The sequence below is a fragment of the Streptomyces sp. NPDC001231 genome (genome assembly GCF_042896885.1).
In the GTDB taxonomy this organism is placed as follows: Bacteria; Actinomycetota; Actinomycetes; order Streptomycetales; family Streptomycetaceae; genus Streptomyces.
The window spans coordinates 243,021-260,046 of record NZ_JBIAXS010000008.1; the positions used below are offsets into that span (position 1 = coordinate 243,021).

The 17,026-nt window shown below is 73.7% G+C and carries 9 protein-coding genes; 8 read left to right on the plus strand and 1 reads right to left on the minus strand.

Annotated features, from left to right (window positions below):
• Nucleotides 1–827 precede the first annotated feature (827 nt).
• From ACFY3J_RS12825 to ACFY3J_RS12835, 3 genes are all read left to right on the plus strand, one after another.
• The gene (locus ACFY3J_RS12825; protein WP_384175690.1) at nucleotides 828–2,354 is read left to right on the plus strand and encodes a hypothetical protein; all 1,527 of its coding nucleotides are present in this window, start codon (nucleotides 828–830) and stop codon (nucleotides 2,352–2,354) included.
• 52 nt (nucleotides 2,355–2,406) lie between these two features.
• The gene (locus ACFY3J_RS12830; protein ID WP_384175692.1) at nucleotides 2,407–3,285 is read left to right on the plus strand and encodes a hypothetical protein; all 879 of its coding nucleotides are present in this window, start codon (nucleotides 2,407–2,409) and stop codon (nucleotides 3,283–3,285) included.
• Between the two features lie 79 nt (nucleotides 3,286–3,364).
• Nucleotides 3,365–8,068 carry a hypothetical protein gene (locus tag ACFY3J_RS12835; RefSeq protein ID WP_390840852.1) on the plus strand — a complete coding sequence of 1,568 codons (4,704 nt, stop codon included), beginning with the start codon at nucleotides 3,365–3,367 and terminating at the stop codon, nucleotides 8,066–8,068.
• A 72-nt stretch (nucleotides 8,069–8,140) separates the two neighbouring features.
• On the opposite strand, the gene ACFY3J_RS12840 is transcribed toward ACFY3J_RS12835, so the two are convergent.
• A complete protein-coding gene (locus tag ACFY3J_RS12840; protein WP_384175696.1) occupies nucleotides 8,141–8,602 on the minus strand; it encodes a hypothetical protein in 462 nt (153 codons plus the stop codon).
• A gap of 423 nt (nucleotides 8,603–9,025) precedes the next feature.
• Between ACFY3J_RS12840 and ACFY3J_RS12845 the strand changes: the two genes are divergently transcribed.
• Genes ACFY3J_RS12845 through ACFY3J_RS12865 form a run of 5 tightly spaced genes read left to right on the plus strand, consistent with a single transcriptional unit; the run spans nucleotide 9,026 to nucleotide 16,990 of the window.
• On the plus strand, nucleotides 9,026–11,872 hold the full coding sequence (locus tag ACFY3J_RS12845) for a nitrate- and nitrite sensing domain-containing protein (protein ID WP_390840853.1): 2,847 nt from the start codon (nucleotides 9,026–9,028) through the stop codon (nucleotides 11,870–11,872).
• Nucleotides 11,869–12,330 (plus strand): roadblock/LC7 domain-containing protein, encoded by a 462-nt coding sequence (locus tag ACFY3J_RS12850; protein ID WP_384175701.1) that lies wholly within the window; start codon nucleotides 11,869–11,871, stop codon nucleotides 12,328–12,330. Before ACFY3J_RS12845 ends, ACFY3J_RS12850 begins: the two co-directional genes overlap by 4 nt.
• A gap of 18 nt (nucleotides 12,331–12,348) precedes the next feature.
• On the plus strand, nucleotides 12,349–12,741 hold the full coding sequence (locus ACFY3J_RS12855) for a DUF742 domain-containing protein (RefSeq protein ID WP_384175703.1): 393 nt from the start codon (nucleotides 12,349–12,351) through the stop codon (nucleotides 12,739–12,741).
• Nucleotides 12,742–12,765: 24 nt separating this feature from the next.
• Entirely contained in the window at nucleotides 12,766–16,404 is a 3,639-nt protein-coding gene (locus ACFY3J_RS12860; RefSeq protein ID WP_390840854.1) for a hydantoinase B/oxoprolinase family protein, read from the plus strand.
• A complete protein-coding gene (locus ACFY3J_RS12865; RefSeq protein ID WP_384175707.1) occupies nucleotides 16,385–16,990 on the plus strand; it encodes an ATP/GTP-binding protein in 606 nt (201 codons plus the stop codon). Before ACFY3J_RS12860 ends, ACFY3J_RS12865 begins: the two co-directional genes overlap by 20 nt.
• Nucleotides 16,991–17,026 lie beyond the last annotated feature (36 nt).

Genomic DNA, 17,026 nt, shown 5'->3' on the forward strand with positions numbered 1-17,026 from the left:
GCCTGAGCCCGTAGGGGCCCGAGTCCTGAAGGGGACTGTGCCCAGGGTGGCCCGAGCCGGAAGCGGCCGGGGTCCTCAGGCGACCTGAGCCCGGAGCGGCCGTAGTCCGGAGCGGCCCGAGCCGGAAGCGGCCTGAGTCCGGAGTGGCCGGGGTCCGGAGGCGGCCCGAGTCGGAGCGGCCTGAGTTTGGAGCGGCCTGTGCTCGGACCCGGTCCGAGCCGGAAGGGGCCCGAGCCGGAAGCGGCCCGAGCCCGGGGTGGCCCGAATCCGGAAGTGGTTGGAGTCCGAAGTGGCCGGAGTCCGAAGTGGCCCAAGCCCGGAAGTGGCCTGAGCTTGAGCCGGAAGTGACCCGAGCCGGAAGCGGCCGGGGTGCTCAGGCGACCTGAGCCCGGAGCGGCCCGAGCCGGAAGCGGCCTGAGTCCGGAGTGGCCGGGGTCCGCAAGCGGCCGGAGCCCGGAGTGGCCGAAGTCCGGAGGCGGCCCGGGCTGGAAGTGGCTGTAGTCCGGAGCGCTCTGACCCGGGAACGGTCCGAGCCGGAAGTGGCCCGAGCGGGGAAGCCGCCTGAGCAGGGCGGGAAGTCGAGCCGGGGTGACCGTACGGGCCGGGTCGGTTGCCGCGCGCCATGGTTCCTTCCTCGTCTCCACGGGAACGGCGCGGCGCCTTCAACGGCTCCCGAACCGTGCCCCGCCGGCCACGTCACGTACGGCCCTCGGCGGCTGACGGGCCGTACCTCACCCGCGACCGGCGGATTCTCCGCGCCCCGCACCGTGCCGGCCGCGTCCGTGCCGTTTGGGTCGTTGTCAGATCGAGGACCTAATCTGTGCATCGTGACTTCGCCTGCATCGACGGACAGCGTTCCGCCCCAGCTCAGCGCGGGGCCGCGCCCCGCCCAGGGGCCGGCCGCCGACGAGGGGCTGGCGCGGCGGCTGCGCGCGCTCGCCTGCACCGCGCCGCTGCACGACCTGGACGCCCGCAAGGCCAACCTCGCCGGCGAGTACTCGGTGTACGGCATGGCGGAGGTCGCTCTCGCCGCCATCGACCTCGTCACCCTCAACATGGACTTCGACACCGGCGCCGACCACGACCAGGTCGTGGCCCGGCTCGTCCCGCGCGTCGCCGCGCAGGCCCCGCGCCGCCCGGCCGGCGAGCACGAGCGCGTGGCCCGCTGGGTCCTGGAGAACCTGATCAACGTCGGCAGCGTCGACCGCGGTTTCCGCGCGGTGTACGGCACCTTCGGGCCGGACGGCACGTATGTGCGCCGCGACTACGACTTCAAGCTGATCGAGGAGGTCCCCGGCCCCGGCGGCAGCGTCTACCTGCGCACGACGGACGAGGCGGTCAACGTGCTCGTCGGCGCCCTCGACACCGACGTCACCAGCGCCCAGATCGCCGCCGAGGTCAAGCTGGAGGTGCTGATCAGCCGCGGCCGCCTCGCGGACGCCCAGCTCGCCGCCGAACAGGCCCGCTACCGGACCGTGCAGTACTCGGAGACCCTGCGCAGGGCCCTTGAGGCGACCCGGCGCAACGTCCGGGCGGTGGACTGGCTCGGCGCCGTCCCCGACATGATCGCCGAGGCCCTGGACCACGTCGCCGACCGCTACCGGCACGAGAACGCGATCCTGACCAACATCCGCAAGGCGCGCGACGAGTCGGAGGAACCCGAGCACAAGCGGCGCGCCGCCGAGCTGGTCGACATCGTCAAGGACTGCATCCGCAGACACACCCAGCTGCAGTCCCGGCTCCTCGAGGCCGGCCCCCTGTTCCGCGCCGAGCAGGACCGGCAGGCCTTCGCCACCCCCCTGACCACCTCCGGTACCGACCTCTACGGCCACCTGCTCGCGCCCACCCTCCCGCTGCCGCTGGAGCAGGCGATCCGGGTCACGGACGCCTTCTTCGCGCGCGGGACCGGGCTGCGCACGCCGGTGTCGGTCCGTGTCGCCGACCTCGTGGACATCCTGCTGACGCCGCCCGTCGAGCGGGAGCACCTGGGCGCCGAGATGCCCGAGCCCGACCTGATCGCCACCCCGGACGACAGCCGGTTCAGCGAGGAGCAGCTCGCGGCCGCCATGGAGCTGCTGGACCTGCCGGCCGACGCGCCGCGACGGCTGTCGGGACTGCTCGCCGAGGCCCGCGACAAGGACCCCGACCTGCCGTACCTGGTCGCCCTGCTGGCCGTCCACGCGGCCAGCCCCCCGGTCGGCACCGCCTACCGGCAGGGCGAGGAGAAGCTGCTGTTCGCCGTGGACGACGGGACCGAACTGGACGATCAGGAGTTCGGCGGCGCCGACCTCATCGTCGGCACGGCACTGCTGGACGCGGCGGGCATGGCGGCCGACCGGACGGAGGCGGCGTGAGCCCCGCCGGCAACCGTACGCACGAGCGACACCCCAGCAAGGAGCCCCAACCGTGACCGAGTACGTCGACCGGAGTGAGCCGGAAGCCGCAGGCGCGCCCACGGCGGTCGCCGTCACACCCGCCGACGCCGCCGACGCGGCCCGGCTCGTCGCGTTCGGGCTCCAGCCCAAGCTGCAGCCCGCCCGCGACCAGGAGTACGCCGACCTGCTGCGCCGCCACCGCGAGGACCCGGCGTTCGCACGGCTCGCGGACGCCGTGGCCGCCGGACTCGGGCTGGTCGTGCTGGAGGTGTCCCCGCGCGCCGGGATGGCGGTCACCGCCGCCGAGGACTCGGTGTTCGCCGTCCGCATGGGCGACTACGCGCGCCGCACCGCCGCCGACTCCGGCGACCGCTTCCTGCACGGACTGGCCCACCTCGCGGTGGCCGCCCTGGCGTTCCCGCGCCCCGAGGACCTCGCCGACGACGGCTACATCGGGCGCGTCACCGTCAACGGCGTGGACGCCTTCGTCCGCCAGGCCTGCCGCCGCCTGGAGGAACGTGCCGAGGAGCGGGGCGAGAACACCGACCCGGCCACCGACGCGCCGGGCCTCGAGGCCGCCTGGCGGATCTGGGCCAGACGCAGCGCGACCGGGGCCACCAAGGACGCACGCCGACCGGCCGCCTCCACCACGGGCATCGTGGCCAAGGCCCTGGCGTTCCTGACCGACTCCGGGTTCCTCCAGCGCACCGGCGACGAGAGCGGCGGCACGTACCGCACGACGGCCCGCTACCAGCTCCAGGTGCGCGACATGGCGGGCAGCGCGGCCCTGGCCGAACTCCTCGAACTGGGCATCGTCCCGATGACCGGCGGCACACCGAGCCTGCTGCCCGCCGAGGACGGCGACGACCTGGACCTGGTGGCCGACGCCGGGCTGCCGTTCCACTCCTGAGGCCCTGCCGCCTCCCGCCACCCCCGTCCGCAAGAAGTCCGCCACCCCCCAACTGCAAGAAGACTGACGAGAGTCCGCCATGTACGAGCTGTCCCGGGTCCGCCTCTACTCCATCGGGCCCGCCGGTGCGCGCTACGCCGACACCGTGCTTGACCTGCGAGGCGTGGGCGACCCGGTGCCCGACCCCGCGCCCATCCAGGCGGAGTTCTTCGAGGAGGAGCCGGTCGGCCCGCCGCGCCGGCCTGCCCCCGCCGGTGTGCTGTTCCTGGAGAACGGCGGCGGCAAGTCCGTGCTGCTCAAGCTGATCTTCTCGGTGATGCTGCCCGGCCACCGCAACACCCTCGGTGGCGCCAGCTCCGGCGTGCTGCGCAAGTTCCTGCTCGCCGACGACTGCGGGCACGTGGCGCTGGAGTGGCAGCACGTGCAGACCGGCGAGTGCGTGGTCGTCGGCAAGGTCAGCGAGTGGCGCGGGCGCCAAGTCTCCAACGACCCACGGAAGTTCGCCGAGGCCTGGTACTCCTTCCGGCCCGGACCCGGACTCACCCTGGACAACCTCCCCGTCGCCGAGGCCACTTCCGTACGGCCGTCCGCCGAGGGCCAGTCGGGCGCGCGGGGCCGCCGCCGCACCATGAAGGGCTTCCGGGACGCCATCACCGAGGCGGCCAGGACCTACCCGTACCTCGAGGTGCACTTCGAGGAGATCCACGAGCGCTGGACCGAGCACCTGGGCGACCTCGGTCTCGACCCCGAACTCTTCCGCTACCAGCGGGAGATGAACGCCGACGAGGGCGAGGCGGCCGGCCTGTTCGCGGTGAAGAAGGACTCCGACTTCACCGACCTGCTGCTGCGCGCCGTCACCGACACCCGCGACACCGACGGGCTCGCCGACCTGGTCAGCGGGTTCGGCAACAAGCTGGGCCGGCGCGCCGAGCTGATCGCCGAGCGGGACTTCACCGCCGGCTCGGTCGACCTGCTGGGCCGGATCGTCGACGCCGCCGAGGCCCGCACGCGCGCGCGTGACATCCACGCCGCGGCCGAGCGGCGCACCCGGACCCTGGCGCGGCGCCTGTCCGCCCGGGCGGTACGGGAGCGGGTCCGGGCCGCCGACCTCGCCCAGCGCGTCACGGCCGCCGCCTACGGCGTCACGCACTCCGAGGGCGCCCGCGAGCGCAGCGCGCTGATCGCCGCCGAACTCGCCTACCGGCACGCCTCACTGGCCCTCGCCGCCGCCGAGAAATCCGCGGCCGCGCAGAAGCGGGAGCTCGCCGACGCGCGCACCCTGTACGCGGCGTGGCAGGCCGCCGAGGCCGTGCTGCGCCACCGCGCCGCCGCCGACCGCGTGGCCCGTGTCTCCGCGGCGATCCAGGAGGCCGAGCGGGACGCGGCCCCGGCCCTGGCCGCGCGCGCCAAGGCCGCCACGGACCTCGTACGGGCCCTGCACGCGGCCGCCGAGAGCGCCGAGACCGTCGCCAACGAGGAGGAGGAGCGGTCCGCGCGGCTCCAGGAGGTGGGCGAGTCCGCCTACCGGGACCAGACCGCCGCGGCGACCGAGGCGCAGCGCGCCCGCAGCGAGGCCGGGCATCTGCGCCAGCGCCTCGCCGAGGTCGAGCAGGAGACCGCCGAGGCGGTACGCGCGGGCTGGCTGGACGACAGCGCCCCCGACGCCGATCCGGCGCGTGCGGCCCTGGCCGCCAGCGACGCGGAGAAGACGGCGGTCGCCGCCTGGGACCAGATCCGCGAGACTGCCCGGAAGGCCACGGAACGCGCACGCGAGGCCGCCTCGGCCGAATCCCGCGCGGAGCTCACCGCGGCCCGCGCGGCCGACGCGGCGACGGCGGCCCAGCGCGCCCACGAGACCGAACGCCGCATCGCCGAGGCGCTGGCGGCCGAGGGGCGGCTCGCGGAACTGCTGAGCCTGCCGGGCGCGACCGGGGCCGCGCGGGCTGGAGTGCCGGCGCCCCGGACCGGACCGGACGCCACAACGCCGGGTGCCGAGTCGACCTACCGCACCGGAGGGGCGCCGTACGGCACCCCCGGACGGCAGGGCGCCGCGGAGACGGACCAGGCCGGGGCCGAGGGCACGCTCCCCCCCGAGGACCTGGACCGCTTCGCCGACGAGCTGCGCGAACTGCTCGACGACGCCGTCTCCTCCGCCGAGCGGCACCTGTTCGAACTGCGCACCGCCGCCGCCGACGACTCCCGGATCCTCGGCGCGCTCGGCGACGGCGGGCTGCTGCCGCCCGGCCCGGACGTACTGGCCACGGTGGAGTTCCTCGGCGAGCACGGCATCCCCGCGCTGCCCGGCTGGCGCTACCTCGCCCAGGCCGTCGACCCCGCCGACCACGCGCGCGTACTGGGCGCCCGGCCCGAGCTGGTCGACGGCGTGATCATCACCGACCCGGACACGCACGCGCGTGCCCGCGAGGCCCTCGCGGACGCGGCCCTGCTGCCCCGCTCCACCGTGGCCGTCGGCACCGCGGCCGCACTGCTCGCCCCCACCCCGGCCGACGGCACGCCGCAGGGCGACGTGTTCCTCGTCCCGCCGAACCCGGCCATGCACGACGAGCACGCCGCCGACGAGGAACGGCAGGCGCTGCGCGCGCGGGCCACCGAGCGGGACGAGGAGATCCGCACCCTGGCCGCCCGGCTCGGCAAGGACCGGGAGCTGGCGGCGCGGCTCGCCTCCTGGCGCACCGGCTGCCCCGCCGGCCGGCTGCTGGAGCTGGCACAGGCCGCCCAGGACACGCGTGTGTTCGCCGAGGAGGCCGAGGCCGAGCTGGCCGAGGCGCGCAGCCTGCGGGCGGAGGCCGACGAGGCCGCCGCCGAGGTCGCCCAGGAGCGCGACGAGCGGCAGGAGGCCGCCCAGAAGGCGCGGCGCGCCGCCGACGCCCTCGCCGGGCTCGCGTTCCGGCTGCGCGAGCGGGCCGGCTGGCAGGCCCGGCTGCGCGAACTCGCCGACGAGGCAGCCGAGTCCGAGGCCCGCACCCAGGTCTGCCTGGAACGCGCCCGCGCCGCCGACGAGGACCGGCGCGCCGCTCAGCGCGCCGCCGACGACACCCGCCGCACCGCACGGGCGCTGCGCGCCGAGCGCTCCGAGATCGCCGGCGCCCCCGACGGCGTGCCGGAGAGCGACGGGGACGCACCCAGGGCGTCCCTGCCCGCCCTGCGCGAGGCCTACCGCGCCGCCTCCCAGGTCTACGAGAAGGTCGGTGTCGGCGCGGACCTGCGCGCCGAGCAGGCCCGAGCGGAGAGCGACGAGAGCGCCGCCCGCGCCGAACTCGACCGGCTCAGCAACAAGGTCCGTACCCGCGCGGAACAACTCCTGGAATCCCCCGAGGGCTCCGACGGGCCGTCCCGGCAGGGCGCCGCCGCCCGCGCCGAGGAGCTGGTGCAGCTCTTGGAGACCCGGATGTCCTCCGCGAGCGAACAGCTCGGCCGGCTGCGCGGCGAGGCCGAGCGGCACGCACCCGAGGACGGCGAGGCACACACCGAACTCCCCGAGGACCTGCTCCCGCGCGACGCCGAGCACGCACAGGCCCTGCTGCGCACGGCCACCGCCGAACTCGCCTCCCGGACCGGGGCGCTGGCCCAGGCCCGCGAGGCGCACGCCGAGCTGCTGGAGTCCCACCGCGCCGCCGAGGACGCGGCCGGCGGCTTCGACGAGATCGCCGGCATGCTGCGCGATCAGCTGCGCGAGCACACGAGTGACGAGGAGCAGGAGGAACCCGAGCCGTACCCGGGCAGCCCGGAGGACGCCCGGCAGGCGGCCGCCGAGACCCGCAGGTCACTGCGCGGCTGCGCCGCCGACCTGTCCGCCGCCGACTCCGCCGTCCGCGAGGCGAGCGACGTCCTCGTCCGGCACGCCAACTCCACGCGCTACGAGCAGGTGCGCACCCCCGCCCGGCAGCAGATCCGCGAACTGCCCGCCTCCGCACTGCCCGAGCACGCCCAGAAATGGGCGGAGGCCTTCGCGCCCCGGCTCCGGGTGCTCACTGACGAGCTGGCCCAACTGGAACGCAACCGGGACTCGATCGTGGACCGGTTGCGCGGACTGGTCGAGTCGGCGCTCGCCACACTCAGGTCGGCCCAGCGCCTGTCCCGCCTTCCGGAAGGGCTCGGCGAGTGGTCCGGGCAGGAGTTCCTGCGCATCCGCTTCGAAGAGCCCGACCAGGCCACGCTCACCGAGCGGCTCGGCGAGGTCATCGACGAGGCGACCCGCGCCGCCGTGAAGAAGAACTCGGACCTGCGGCGCGACGGCATGTCCCTGCTGCTGCGCGGAGTCGGCGCGGCGCTCCAGCCCAAGGGCGTCGCCGTGGAGATCCTCAAGCCGGACGCCGTCCTGCGCGCCGAGCGGGTCCCCGTCGGGCAGATGGGCGACGTGTTCTCGGGTGGACAACTGCTCACCGCGGCCATCGCCCTGTACTGCACGATGGCCGCCCTGAGGTCGAACGACCGCGGCCGCGACAAGCACCGCCACGCGGGCACGCTCTTCCTGGACAACCCGATCGGCCGCGCCAACGCCACCTATCTGCTGGAGCTCCAGCGGGCCGTATCGGACGCCCTCGGTGTGCAGCTCCTCTACACCACCGGCCTGTTCGACACGACGGCGCTCGCCGAGTTCCCCCTGGTCATCCGGCTGCGCAACGACGCCGACCTCAGGGCCGGGCTGAAGTACATCAGTGTGGAGGAGCACCTGAGGCCAGGGCTGCCGCAGCAGACTCCCGCGGGCGAGGCGGTGCACAGCGAGATCACGGCCACCCGGATGTTCAAGCGCCCGGCGTGACGGCCCGGCCGGGCCGGGGCACTCGACCGGCCCGACCGAGCCCGGCCGCCGGCGGCCGGCGGCCGGTCACCCCTACGGGTGCGACAGCTGCCCCGAGCCGTTCCGGCCGCGTATCCGCTTCCGCGCCCGCTCGGCGGCCCGCGCCTCCCGCCGCGCCTGGCGCCGCTCCCGCCGCAGAGCACGCGCGGTACTGCTCGGCACCGACACCACGCCGTTGCGCTGGTTCCAGACCTGGCGGGTCACCCACACGTCGAGCGCCGCCCAAGTGGCCACCACCGTGCTGGCCACGCTGCTCAGAAGCATCGGGAACGCCAGCCACGACCCGGACACGCTGAACAGGAACGCCACCACGGCCTGTATCAGCGTCACGGAGACGATCAGCACCGCCCGCACGGCGGCCGAACGCACCGGATCCGGCAGCCTGCGCCGCCGCGCGGGCTCCTCGACCCACAACGGCTTGTAGGACGGCTGCCCGCCCCGCCCGCCCGTGTGCACCGAAGACCCGTACGCCCCCGGCCGCTCCGCTGTCCCCATCACTTTGCGTCCCTCCCCACCGCCGGCAGACCGCTCGCCCCGGTGCCCGAAGAACCGGCTCCCCAGTGGCTGCCCGGCTTGCGCTGTTTTACGCGGCCCGGAGGCGCACTGCGCCTCCTGTGGCCGATTCCGCCCCCATCTCCCATGGACAAGGACGAACGAGACGTCACGAAGATTCCCGGCCGACGAAAAAAATCGGTCAACCGACCAGGCCGGACACCCTGTTCCCGTACCCCCGCCACCACGGCCTTCCAGACCGGCATCTCCCGCAATGCCCCGACAACTCGCCCGCTCCCGGCACCCATACGGAAGTACTGGCTCCGGACGACTCTTCGAGTTGACTGCGTGTCGGTAGTAGGCTCGCGCCGTTTGTTGACGCACATGTGTACCCCGGGGCCTCTGGGGGACGAGCTGGGGGAGGCCATGCGCTTTCGCGGGAAGTCCATCCGCCGGAAGATCGTGGCGCTGCTGCTCGTGCCGCTGCTCTCGCTCACCGCGATCTGGGCCTTCGCCACGCTGATCACCGGGCGGCAGGTGACACAGCTGTTCAACGCGTCCTCCGTGGTGGAGGAGGTCGCCTACCCCACCGAGGACACCGTCCGGGTCCTGCAACAGGAACGCCGCCAGACCCTCGTCCAGCTCGCCGACCCCCGCGCCTCCGACGGCCTCGCCGCACTGCGGCGCAGCAGGAGCGCCACCGACGAGGCCATCGCCAGGATACGCAGGACCGCGAAGAACCCCGACGTCCGCGAAGCGCTCGGCCCGTCCGGCGCCGGACGCCTGAGCGTCGCGCTGGACGCCTTCGACGGCATCGACTCGCTGCGCCGCAGCGTCGAGGACCGCACCGTCGGACGCGCCCAGGCACTCGACCTCTACAACCGGCTCATCGACCCCTGCTACGCCCTGCTCGCCAACCTCCACGTCGTCGACGACGTCGACCTGGCCAGGCAGTACCGCGCCCTGGTCGGTCTCGCCCAGGCCCGCGAACTCCTCTCCCGCGAGGACGCGTTGCTCGGCTCCTCGCTGATCGTCGGCCGCCTCTCCCGCGACGAGACCCGCGGCATCTCCGACCTGGTCGCCCAGCGCTCCCTGCTGTACGACGTCGACCTGCCCCTGCTGCCCTCCGCCGAACGCGGCCGCTACGACCGCTTCTGGCAGAACGCCTCCTCCGCACCGCTGCGGACCGCCGAACAGGCCGCCGTCTCCAGCACGTCGGGCACACCGCGGGGGGTGAGCGTGCAGAGCTGGGACACCGCCGCCGGAGACGTCCTCGACGAGCTGGGCACCCTCAACGACGAGGCGAACGACCGCTTCCAGGACCGTGTCCGCCCGGTCGCGATGGACGTCATCCTGGAGGCCGCCGTCGCGGGCGTCCTCGGCCTGATCGCCGTGCTGGTCTCGCTCGTCCTGTCCATGCGCGTCGGCCGCGGCCTCATCCGCGACCTCAGGCAACTGCGCCTGGAGGCCCACGAGGCCTCCGGCGTCCGGCTGCCCAGCGTGATGCGCCGCCTGTCGGCCGGCGAACAGGTCGACGTCGAGACCGAGGTCCCGCGCCTGGAGTACGACAGGAACGAGATCGGCGAGGTCGGACAGGCCCTCAACACCTTGCAGCGGGCCGCCGTCGAGGCCGCCGTCAAACAGGCCGAACTCCGCGCCGGCGTCTCCGAGGTCTTCGTCAACCTCGCCCGTCGCAGCCAGGTCCTGCTGCACAAACAGCTCACCCTCCTCGACGCGATGGAACGCCGCACCGAGGACACCGACGAACTCGCCGACCTGTTCCGGCTGGACCACCTGACCACCCGTATGCGCCGGCACGCCGAAGGCCTGGTGATCCTCTCCGGCGCCGCCCCGTCCCGGCAGTGGCGCAAGCCCGTCCAGCTGATGGACATCGTGCGCGCCGCCGTCGCCGAGGTCGAGGACTACGAACGCATCGAGGTCCGGCGGCTGCCGCGCACCGCGGTCACCGGCCCCGCCGTCGCCGACCTCACCCATCTCGTGGCCGAACTCCTGGAGAACGCCACGGTGTTCTCGCCGCCGCACACCGCGGTCCAGGTCGTCGGCGAACGCGTCGCCAACGGCTTCACCCTGGAGATCAACGACCGGGGCCTCGGCATGGCCGCCGAGACGCTGCTGGACGCCAACCTCCGGCTCGCCGAGACACCCGAGTTCGAGCTCTCCGACACCGACCGGCTCGGACTGTTCGTGGTCAGCCGGCTCGCCCAGCGGCAGAACGTCCGGGTCTCGCTCCAGCCGTCGCCGTACGGCGGCACCACTGCGATCGTCTTCATCCCCGACGCGCTGCTGACGGACGACGTCCCGGACACCAACGGCATCGGCTTCCGCCTCGACCGGCCCACCGGGAAGGCCGACCGGGAGGGAGGCCGCAGGGCCGCTCTCGCCCAGGCACCCGTGCGGCTGCCGGGACTGCCCGCCTCGGTCCTGGACGGGCCGGTGGAGCTGGAGGCACCCGTCGACCTGGACGCCATCGAGGACTTCCCGGACGTCCTCGACGAGGAGGCCGGTGAGCACGGCGGACTGTTCGGCCCGCGCCCCTCCCCGGCCCGGCAGACGGCGCACGAGGCGCTGCCCCGCAGCCTCGTCGAGCACCGGCAGAGCACGAGCCGGCGCGGCGCGCAGGAGACCGGCGAGGAGGAGAACCCGGGGCGCGCGGTTCCGCTGCCCCGGCGCCGGACACCCAAGCTGGTCAGCTCCCACGGACGCCCGGTCACCGAGCAGAGGTCTCGCCGCGAGACGGGCGGCGCCGAGGACCCGGCGGGTGCCGGCCGCCCGGAGCGCGAACCGGCGGCCCCGCTGCCGACCCGCCGTCGCGGCGAGTCCCCGCCCGGACCGGCCACGGCAGCGGCCGACGGGCGCGGGCAACGCGACAGCACCGAGGAGTCCCCGGCCACGAGCCAGGGGCCGCGGCAGACTCCGGCCCTTCCGCGGCGCACCGTCAGGCCCGCGCTCGCCGGCGGCGGGCAGGTCGGCGAGGGGCGCGGCCCGGCCGAGGCACCCGGCGGCCCGGGACCCGACGCGGGTCCGCTGCCCCGGCGCAGACGGCAGGCCAGTCTCGCCCCGCAACTGAAGCGGAGCCCCGACCGGCCCGAAGCGGCCGGCCCGGACCCCGTCGCACGCGACGCCGACGAGGTACGCAGCCGGATGGCCTCGCTCCAGCGCGGCTGGCAGCGCGGGCGCGAGGAGAACGCCGCGGGGGACCATGTCCCGGACGGCAGCCCAGCACAAGGAACGACAAAGGGGGACGGTCGATGACCGCACCGAAGGCGACCGGCCACACCACGACGGACAAGACAGTCGCGACAGTCGAGACGGACAAGGTGAACAAGGTGGAGCTGAACTGGCTCCTCGACGAACTCGTGGACAGGGTCGCGAGCATCCGCAAGGCCATCGTCCTGTCCCGGGACGGACTGGCCACCGGCGTGTCCAAGGACCTGACCCGGGAGGACAGCGAGCACCTGGCCGCCGTGGCCTCCGGCTTCCACAGCCTCGCCAAGGGCGTGGGTCGGCACTTCGACGCGGGCGGCGTCCGGCAGACGGTCGTCGAGCTCGACGACGCCTTCCTGTTCGTGACCGCGGCCGGCGACGGCAGCTGCCTCGCCGTCCTGTCGGACGCCGACTCCGACGTCGGCCAGGTGGCCTACGAGATGACACTGCTGGTCAAGCGGGTCGGTGCGCATCTGGGTGCCGCTCCGCGCACCGATGTGCCCTGAGGCGGGTAGTGGGATGACATGAGCGGAGACGGTCAGGCACGAAGCCACTGGTTCGACGACGAGGCCGGACCGGTGGTCCGTCCGTACGCCATGACGCGGGGCCGCACCAGCCATGCGGCCCAGCACCGCCTCGACCTGATCGCGGTGGTCGTCACGGAACCCCATGTGGACGACCCGGAGGCGGACGTCACGCTGTCCCCGGAACACGTGGACATCGTCGGACTGTGCCGCTCCCCGCAGTCGGTCGCCGAACTCGCCGCGGAACTCGATCTGCCCATTGGCGTGGTGCGCGTGCTCGTCGGCGACCTCGTGGACGAGGAGTACGTCCACGTGACGCGTCCCGTGCCGCCCGCGCAACTGCCGGACGAGAGCATTCTGCGGGACGTGATCAACGGCCTGCGGGCGCTGTGAGCGGTGGGAAAGCAGGGTGGTGACATGACGGGCTGGCAGTTCTGGGTCGACCGGGGCGGCACGTTCACCGACATCGTCGCGCGCCGCCCGGACGGCCGTCTGGTCACGCACAAGCTGCTGTCCGACAACCCCGCGCGGTACACGGACGCGGCCGTCGCGGGCATCCGCGCGCTCCTGGACGGCTCCGCCCGTTCCATCGAGTCGGTCCGCATGGGCACCACCGTGGCCACCAACGCCCTGCTGGAGCGCACGGGCGAGCGGACCGTCCTCGTCGTCACCCGCGGCTTCCGGGACGCCCTGCGCATCGCCTACCAGAACCGCCCGCGGATCTTCGCCCGCCGTATCGAGCTGCCCGAACTGCTGTACGAGCGGGTCGTCGAGGTCGACGAGCGCATCGCGGCCGACGGCACCGTCCTGCGCGCCCCCGACCTGGACGCGCTGGCCGGACCCCTGCGGCAGGCGTACGACGACGGGATCCGCGCCGTCGCCGTGGTCTGCCTGCACAGCCATCTGCACCCCGCGCACGAGAGGGCCGTCGGCGAGCTGGCCGCCCGCGTCGGCTTCCCGCAGATCTCGCTGTCCAGCGAGGTCAGCCCGCTGATGAAGCTCGTGCCGCGCGGTGACACCGCCGTCGTCGACGCCTACCTGTCGCCCGGGCTGCGCCGCTACGTCCAGCACGTCTCCGACGAACTGGACGGCGTGCGGCTGATGTTCATGCAGTCCAACGGCGGGCTCGCCGAGGCCGGACAGTTCCGCGGCAAGGACGCCGTCCTGTCCGGCCCCGCGGGCGGCATCGTCGGCATGGCCCGCATGTCCCGGCTCGCCGGCTTCGACCGGGTCATCGGCTTCGACATGGGCGGCACCTCCACCGACGTCTCCCACTACGCGGGCGCCTACGAACGCGTCCTCACCACGCAGATCGCCGGCGTCCGGCTGCGCGCCCCCATGCTCGACATCCACACCGTGGCCGCCGGCGGCGGCTCGGTCCTGCACTTCGACGGCTCCCGCTACCGGGTCGGCCCGGACTCGGCGGGCGCCGACCCGGGACCCGCCTGCTACCGGGGCGGAGGCCCCCTCGCGGTCACCGACGCCAACGTCATGCTCGGCCGCATCCAGCCCGCCCACTTCCCGGAGGTGTTCGGCCCCGGCGGCGACCAGCCCCTCGACGAGGCACTCGTCCGCGAACGCTTCACCGACCTCGCCCGCGAGATCCGTGAGCGGACGGGCGACGACCGCACCCCCGAGCAGGTCGCCGAGGGCTACCTGCAGATCGCCGTCGCCAACATCGCCAACGCCGTCAAGCGGATCTCCGTGCAGAAAGGCCACGACGTCACCCGCTACGCCCTCACCACCTTCGGCGGCGCCGGGGGACAGCACGCCTGCATGGTCGCCGACTCGCTGGGTATCCGCACCGTGCTCGTCCCGCCCATGGCGGGCGTCCTGTCCGCGCTCGGTATCGGCCTCGCCGACACCACGGCCATGCGCGAGCAGTCCGTCGAAGTACCCCTGGAGCCCGCCGCCATGCCAGGCGTGCTGAAGACCGCCGACGATCTGGAGGGCGCGGCCCGCGCGGAACTGCGCGCCGAGGACGTCCCCGAGGAACGCGTCCGCGTCACCCGCCGCGCCCAGCTCCGCTACGACGGCACGGACACCACCCTCACCGTCGAGCTGACGGAGCCCGCCGCCATGCGGCGCGCCTTCGAAGAACGTCATCGCGCCACGTACTCCTTCACGCTCGACCGCCCGATCGTCGTCGAAGCCCTCTCCGTGGAAGCCACCGGCATCACCGAACCCCCCGATCTGTCCGCCCTCTCCCCGTACGAGTCCGCCCGCGCCGGCCGCTCCACCGTCCCGGAGACCGTCCGTCTCCACACCGGCGGCGCCTGGCGTGACGTACCCCTCCACCGCCGTGAGGAGCTGCCCCCCGGCGAGGCCGTCACCGGCCCGGCGATCGTCACCGAGGCCAGTGCGACGACCGTCGTCGACGACGGCTGGCGGGCCGTGGCGCGGGACGACGGGCATCTGGTCCTGGAACGCGTGGCGGTCACGCAGAGTTCCGATCTCGGTACGGAAGCCGACCCGGTCCTGCTGGAGGTGTTCAACAACCTCTTCATGTCCATCGCCGAGCAGATGGGCGCCCGGCTGGAGTCCACGGCCCAGTCGGTGAACATCAAGGAGCGCCTCGACTTCTCCTGCGCCCTGTTCGACCCGGACGGAAACCTGGTGGCCAACGCCCCGCACATCCCCGTGCACCTGGGCTCGATGGGCACCAGCGTCAAGGAGGTCATCCGGCGCCGCGGACCCCGGATGCGGCCGGGCGACACCTACGCCGTCAACGACCCGTACCACGGCGGCACGCACCTGCCGGACGTCACCGTGATCACTCCGGTGTTCGACACCGCCGGCACACAGGGTGACCGCATCCTCTTCTACGTCGCCTCGCGCGGCCACCACGCCGAGATCGGCGGGATCGCGCCGGGCTCCATGCCGGCCGGCAGCCGCACCATCGAGGAGGAGGGTGTCCTCTTCGACAACTGGCTGCTCGCCGAGAACGGCCGCCTGCGTGAGGAGGAGACCCGCCGCCTGCTGACCGGCGCGCCCTATCCCTCCCGCAACCCGGAGACCAATCTCGCCGACCTGCGCGCCCAGATCGCCGCCAACCAGAAGGGCGTCGACGAGGTCGCCCGCATGATCGAGGACTTCGGCCTCGATGTCGTCCAGGCCTATATGCGGCACGTCCAGGACAACGCGGAGGAGGCCGTCCGCCGGGTCATCGACGCCCTGGACGACGGGGAGTACGCCTACGAGACCGACTCGGGCGCCGTCATCCGCGTACGCGTGCGCGTGGACCGCGAACGCCGGTCGGCGACGATCGACTTCACCGGCACCTCCGCGCAGCTCGCGACCAACTTCAACGCCCCGTTCTCCGTGGTCAACGCGGTCGTCCTGTACGTCTTCCGTACGCTGGTCGCCGACGACATCCCGCTCAACGACGGCTGTCTGCGCCCCCTGGAGATCATCGTGCCGCCCGGCTCCATGCTCTCCCCGCGGCCCCCGGCCGCCGTCGTCGCGGGCAACGTCGAGACCTCCCAGGCGATCACCGGCGCCCTCTACGCGGCGCTCGGCGTCCAGGCGGAGGGCTCCGGCACGATGAACAACATCACCTTCGGCAACGAGCGCCACCAGTACTACGAGACCGTCGCCTCCGGTTCGGGCGCGGGCGACGGATTCCCCGGCGCCTGCGTCGTCCAGACGCACATGACCAACTCCCGGCTCACCGACCCCGAAGTCCTCGAATGGCGGCTGCCCGTACGGCTGGAGGAGTTCACGGTCCGGCACGGCAGCGGCGGCGCCGGACGGTGGCCGGGCGGGGACGGCGCGGTGCGCCGCATCCGCTTCCTGGAGGCCATGACCGTCTCCACGCTCTGCCAGCACCGCAGGGTGCGCCCCTACGGCATGGCGGGCGGCGAGCCCGGGGCACTGGGCGCCAACCGGGTGGAACACGCGGACGGCACGGTCACCGAACTCGGCGGAAGCGACTCCGCGGACGTCGCCCCCGGCGACGTACTGGTCGTCGAGACCCCCGGCGGCGGAGGATACGGCCCGCCGTCGCCCGACCCACATCGAGCAGGAGAAGAGATCGATGATCTTCGGCCGTTCTGAGCGCGGCAAGCCCCCGGTCGAGCCCGTCACGCTCAAGATCCTGGTGGCCGGCGGCTTCGGCGTGGGCAAGACGACCCTCGTGGGCGCGGTCAGCGAGATCAGGCCGCTGCGCACCGAGGAGCTGCTGACCGAGGCCGGACGGCCGGTCGACGACGTCAGCGGCGTGGAGGGCAAGCACACCACCACGGTGGCCATGGACTTCGGCCGTATCACGCTGCGCGAGGACCTGGTGCTGTACCTGTTCGGGACGCCCGGGCAGGAGCGGTTCTGGTTCATGTGGGACGAGCTGTCCGAGGGCGCGCTCGGCGCGGTCGTGCTGGCCGACACCCGCCGCCTCGAGGACTGCTTCGCCGCCGTGGACTACTTCGAGCGGCGCTCCATTCCCTTCCTCGTCGCCGTCAACTGCTTCGAGGGCGCCGCCCGCCATCCCGTGGACACCGTCCGCCAGGCCCTCGACCTCGACGACCACGTTCCGCTGCTGCTGTGCGACGCCCGCGAACGCGAGTCGGTGAAGGAGGTCCTCATCGAGGTCGTCCAGCACGCGATGGCCCACGCCGCGGACCGCCGCCGGGCCGCCGCCATCTGACGCCTCGTAAGCGGCCCGTACCCCGGCGAGTGAGGT

Bases quoted from the DNA above. Each gene is read 5' to 3' on its own strand.
- ACFY3J_RS12855 (WP_384175703.1), top strand. From the start codon at position 12,349: ATGAGCGGAGACGGTCAGGCACGAAGCCACTGGTTCGACGACGAGGCC.
- ACFY3J_RS12860 (WP_390840854.1), top strand. From the start codon at position 12,766: ATGACGGGCTGGCAGTTCTGGGTCGACCGGGGCGGCACGTTCACCGAC.
- ACFY3J_RS12835 (WP_390840852.1), top strand. From the start codon at position 3,365: ATGTACGAGCTGTCCCGGGTCCGCCTCTACTCCATCGGGCCCGCCGGT.
- ACFY3J_RS12850 (WP_384175701.1), top strand. From the start codon at position 11,869: ATGACCGCACCGAAGGCGACCGGCCACACCACGACGGACAAGACAGTC.
- ACFY3J_RS12840 (WP_384175696.1), bottom strand. From the start codon at position 8,602: ATGGGGACAGCGGAGCGGCCGGGGGCGTACGGGTCTTCGGTGCACACG.
- ACFY3J_RS12845 (WP_390840853.1), top strand. From the start codon at position 9,026: ATGCGCTTTCGCGGGAAGTCCATCCGCCGGAAGATCGTGGCGCTGCTG.
- ACFY3J_RS12865 (WP_384175707.1), top strand. From the start codon at position 16,385: ATGATCTTCGGCCGTTCTGAGCGCGGCAAGCCCCCGGTCGAGCCCGTC.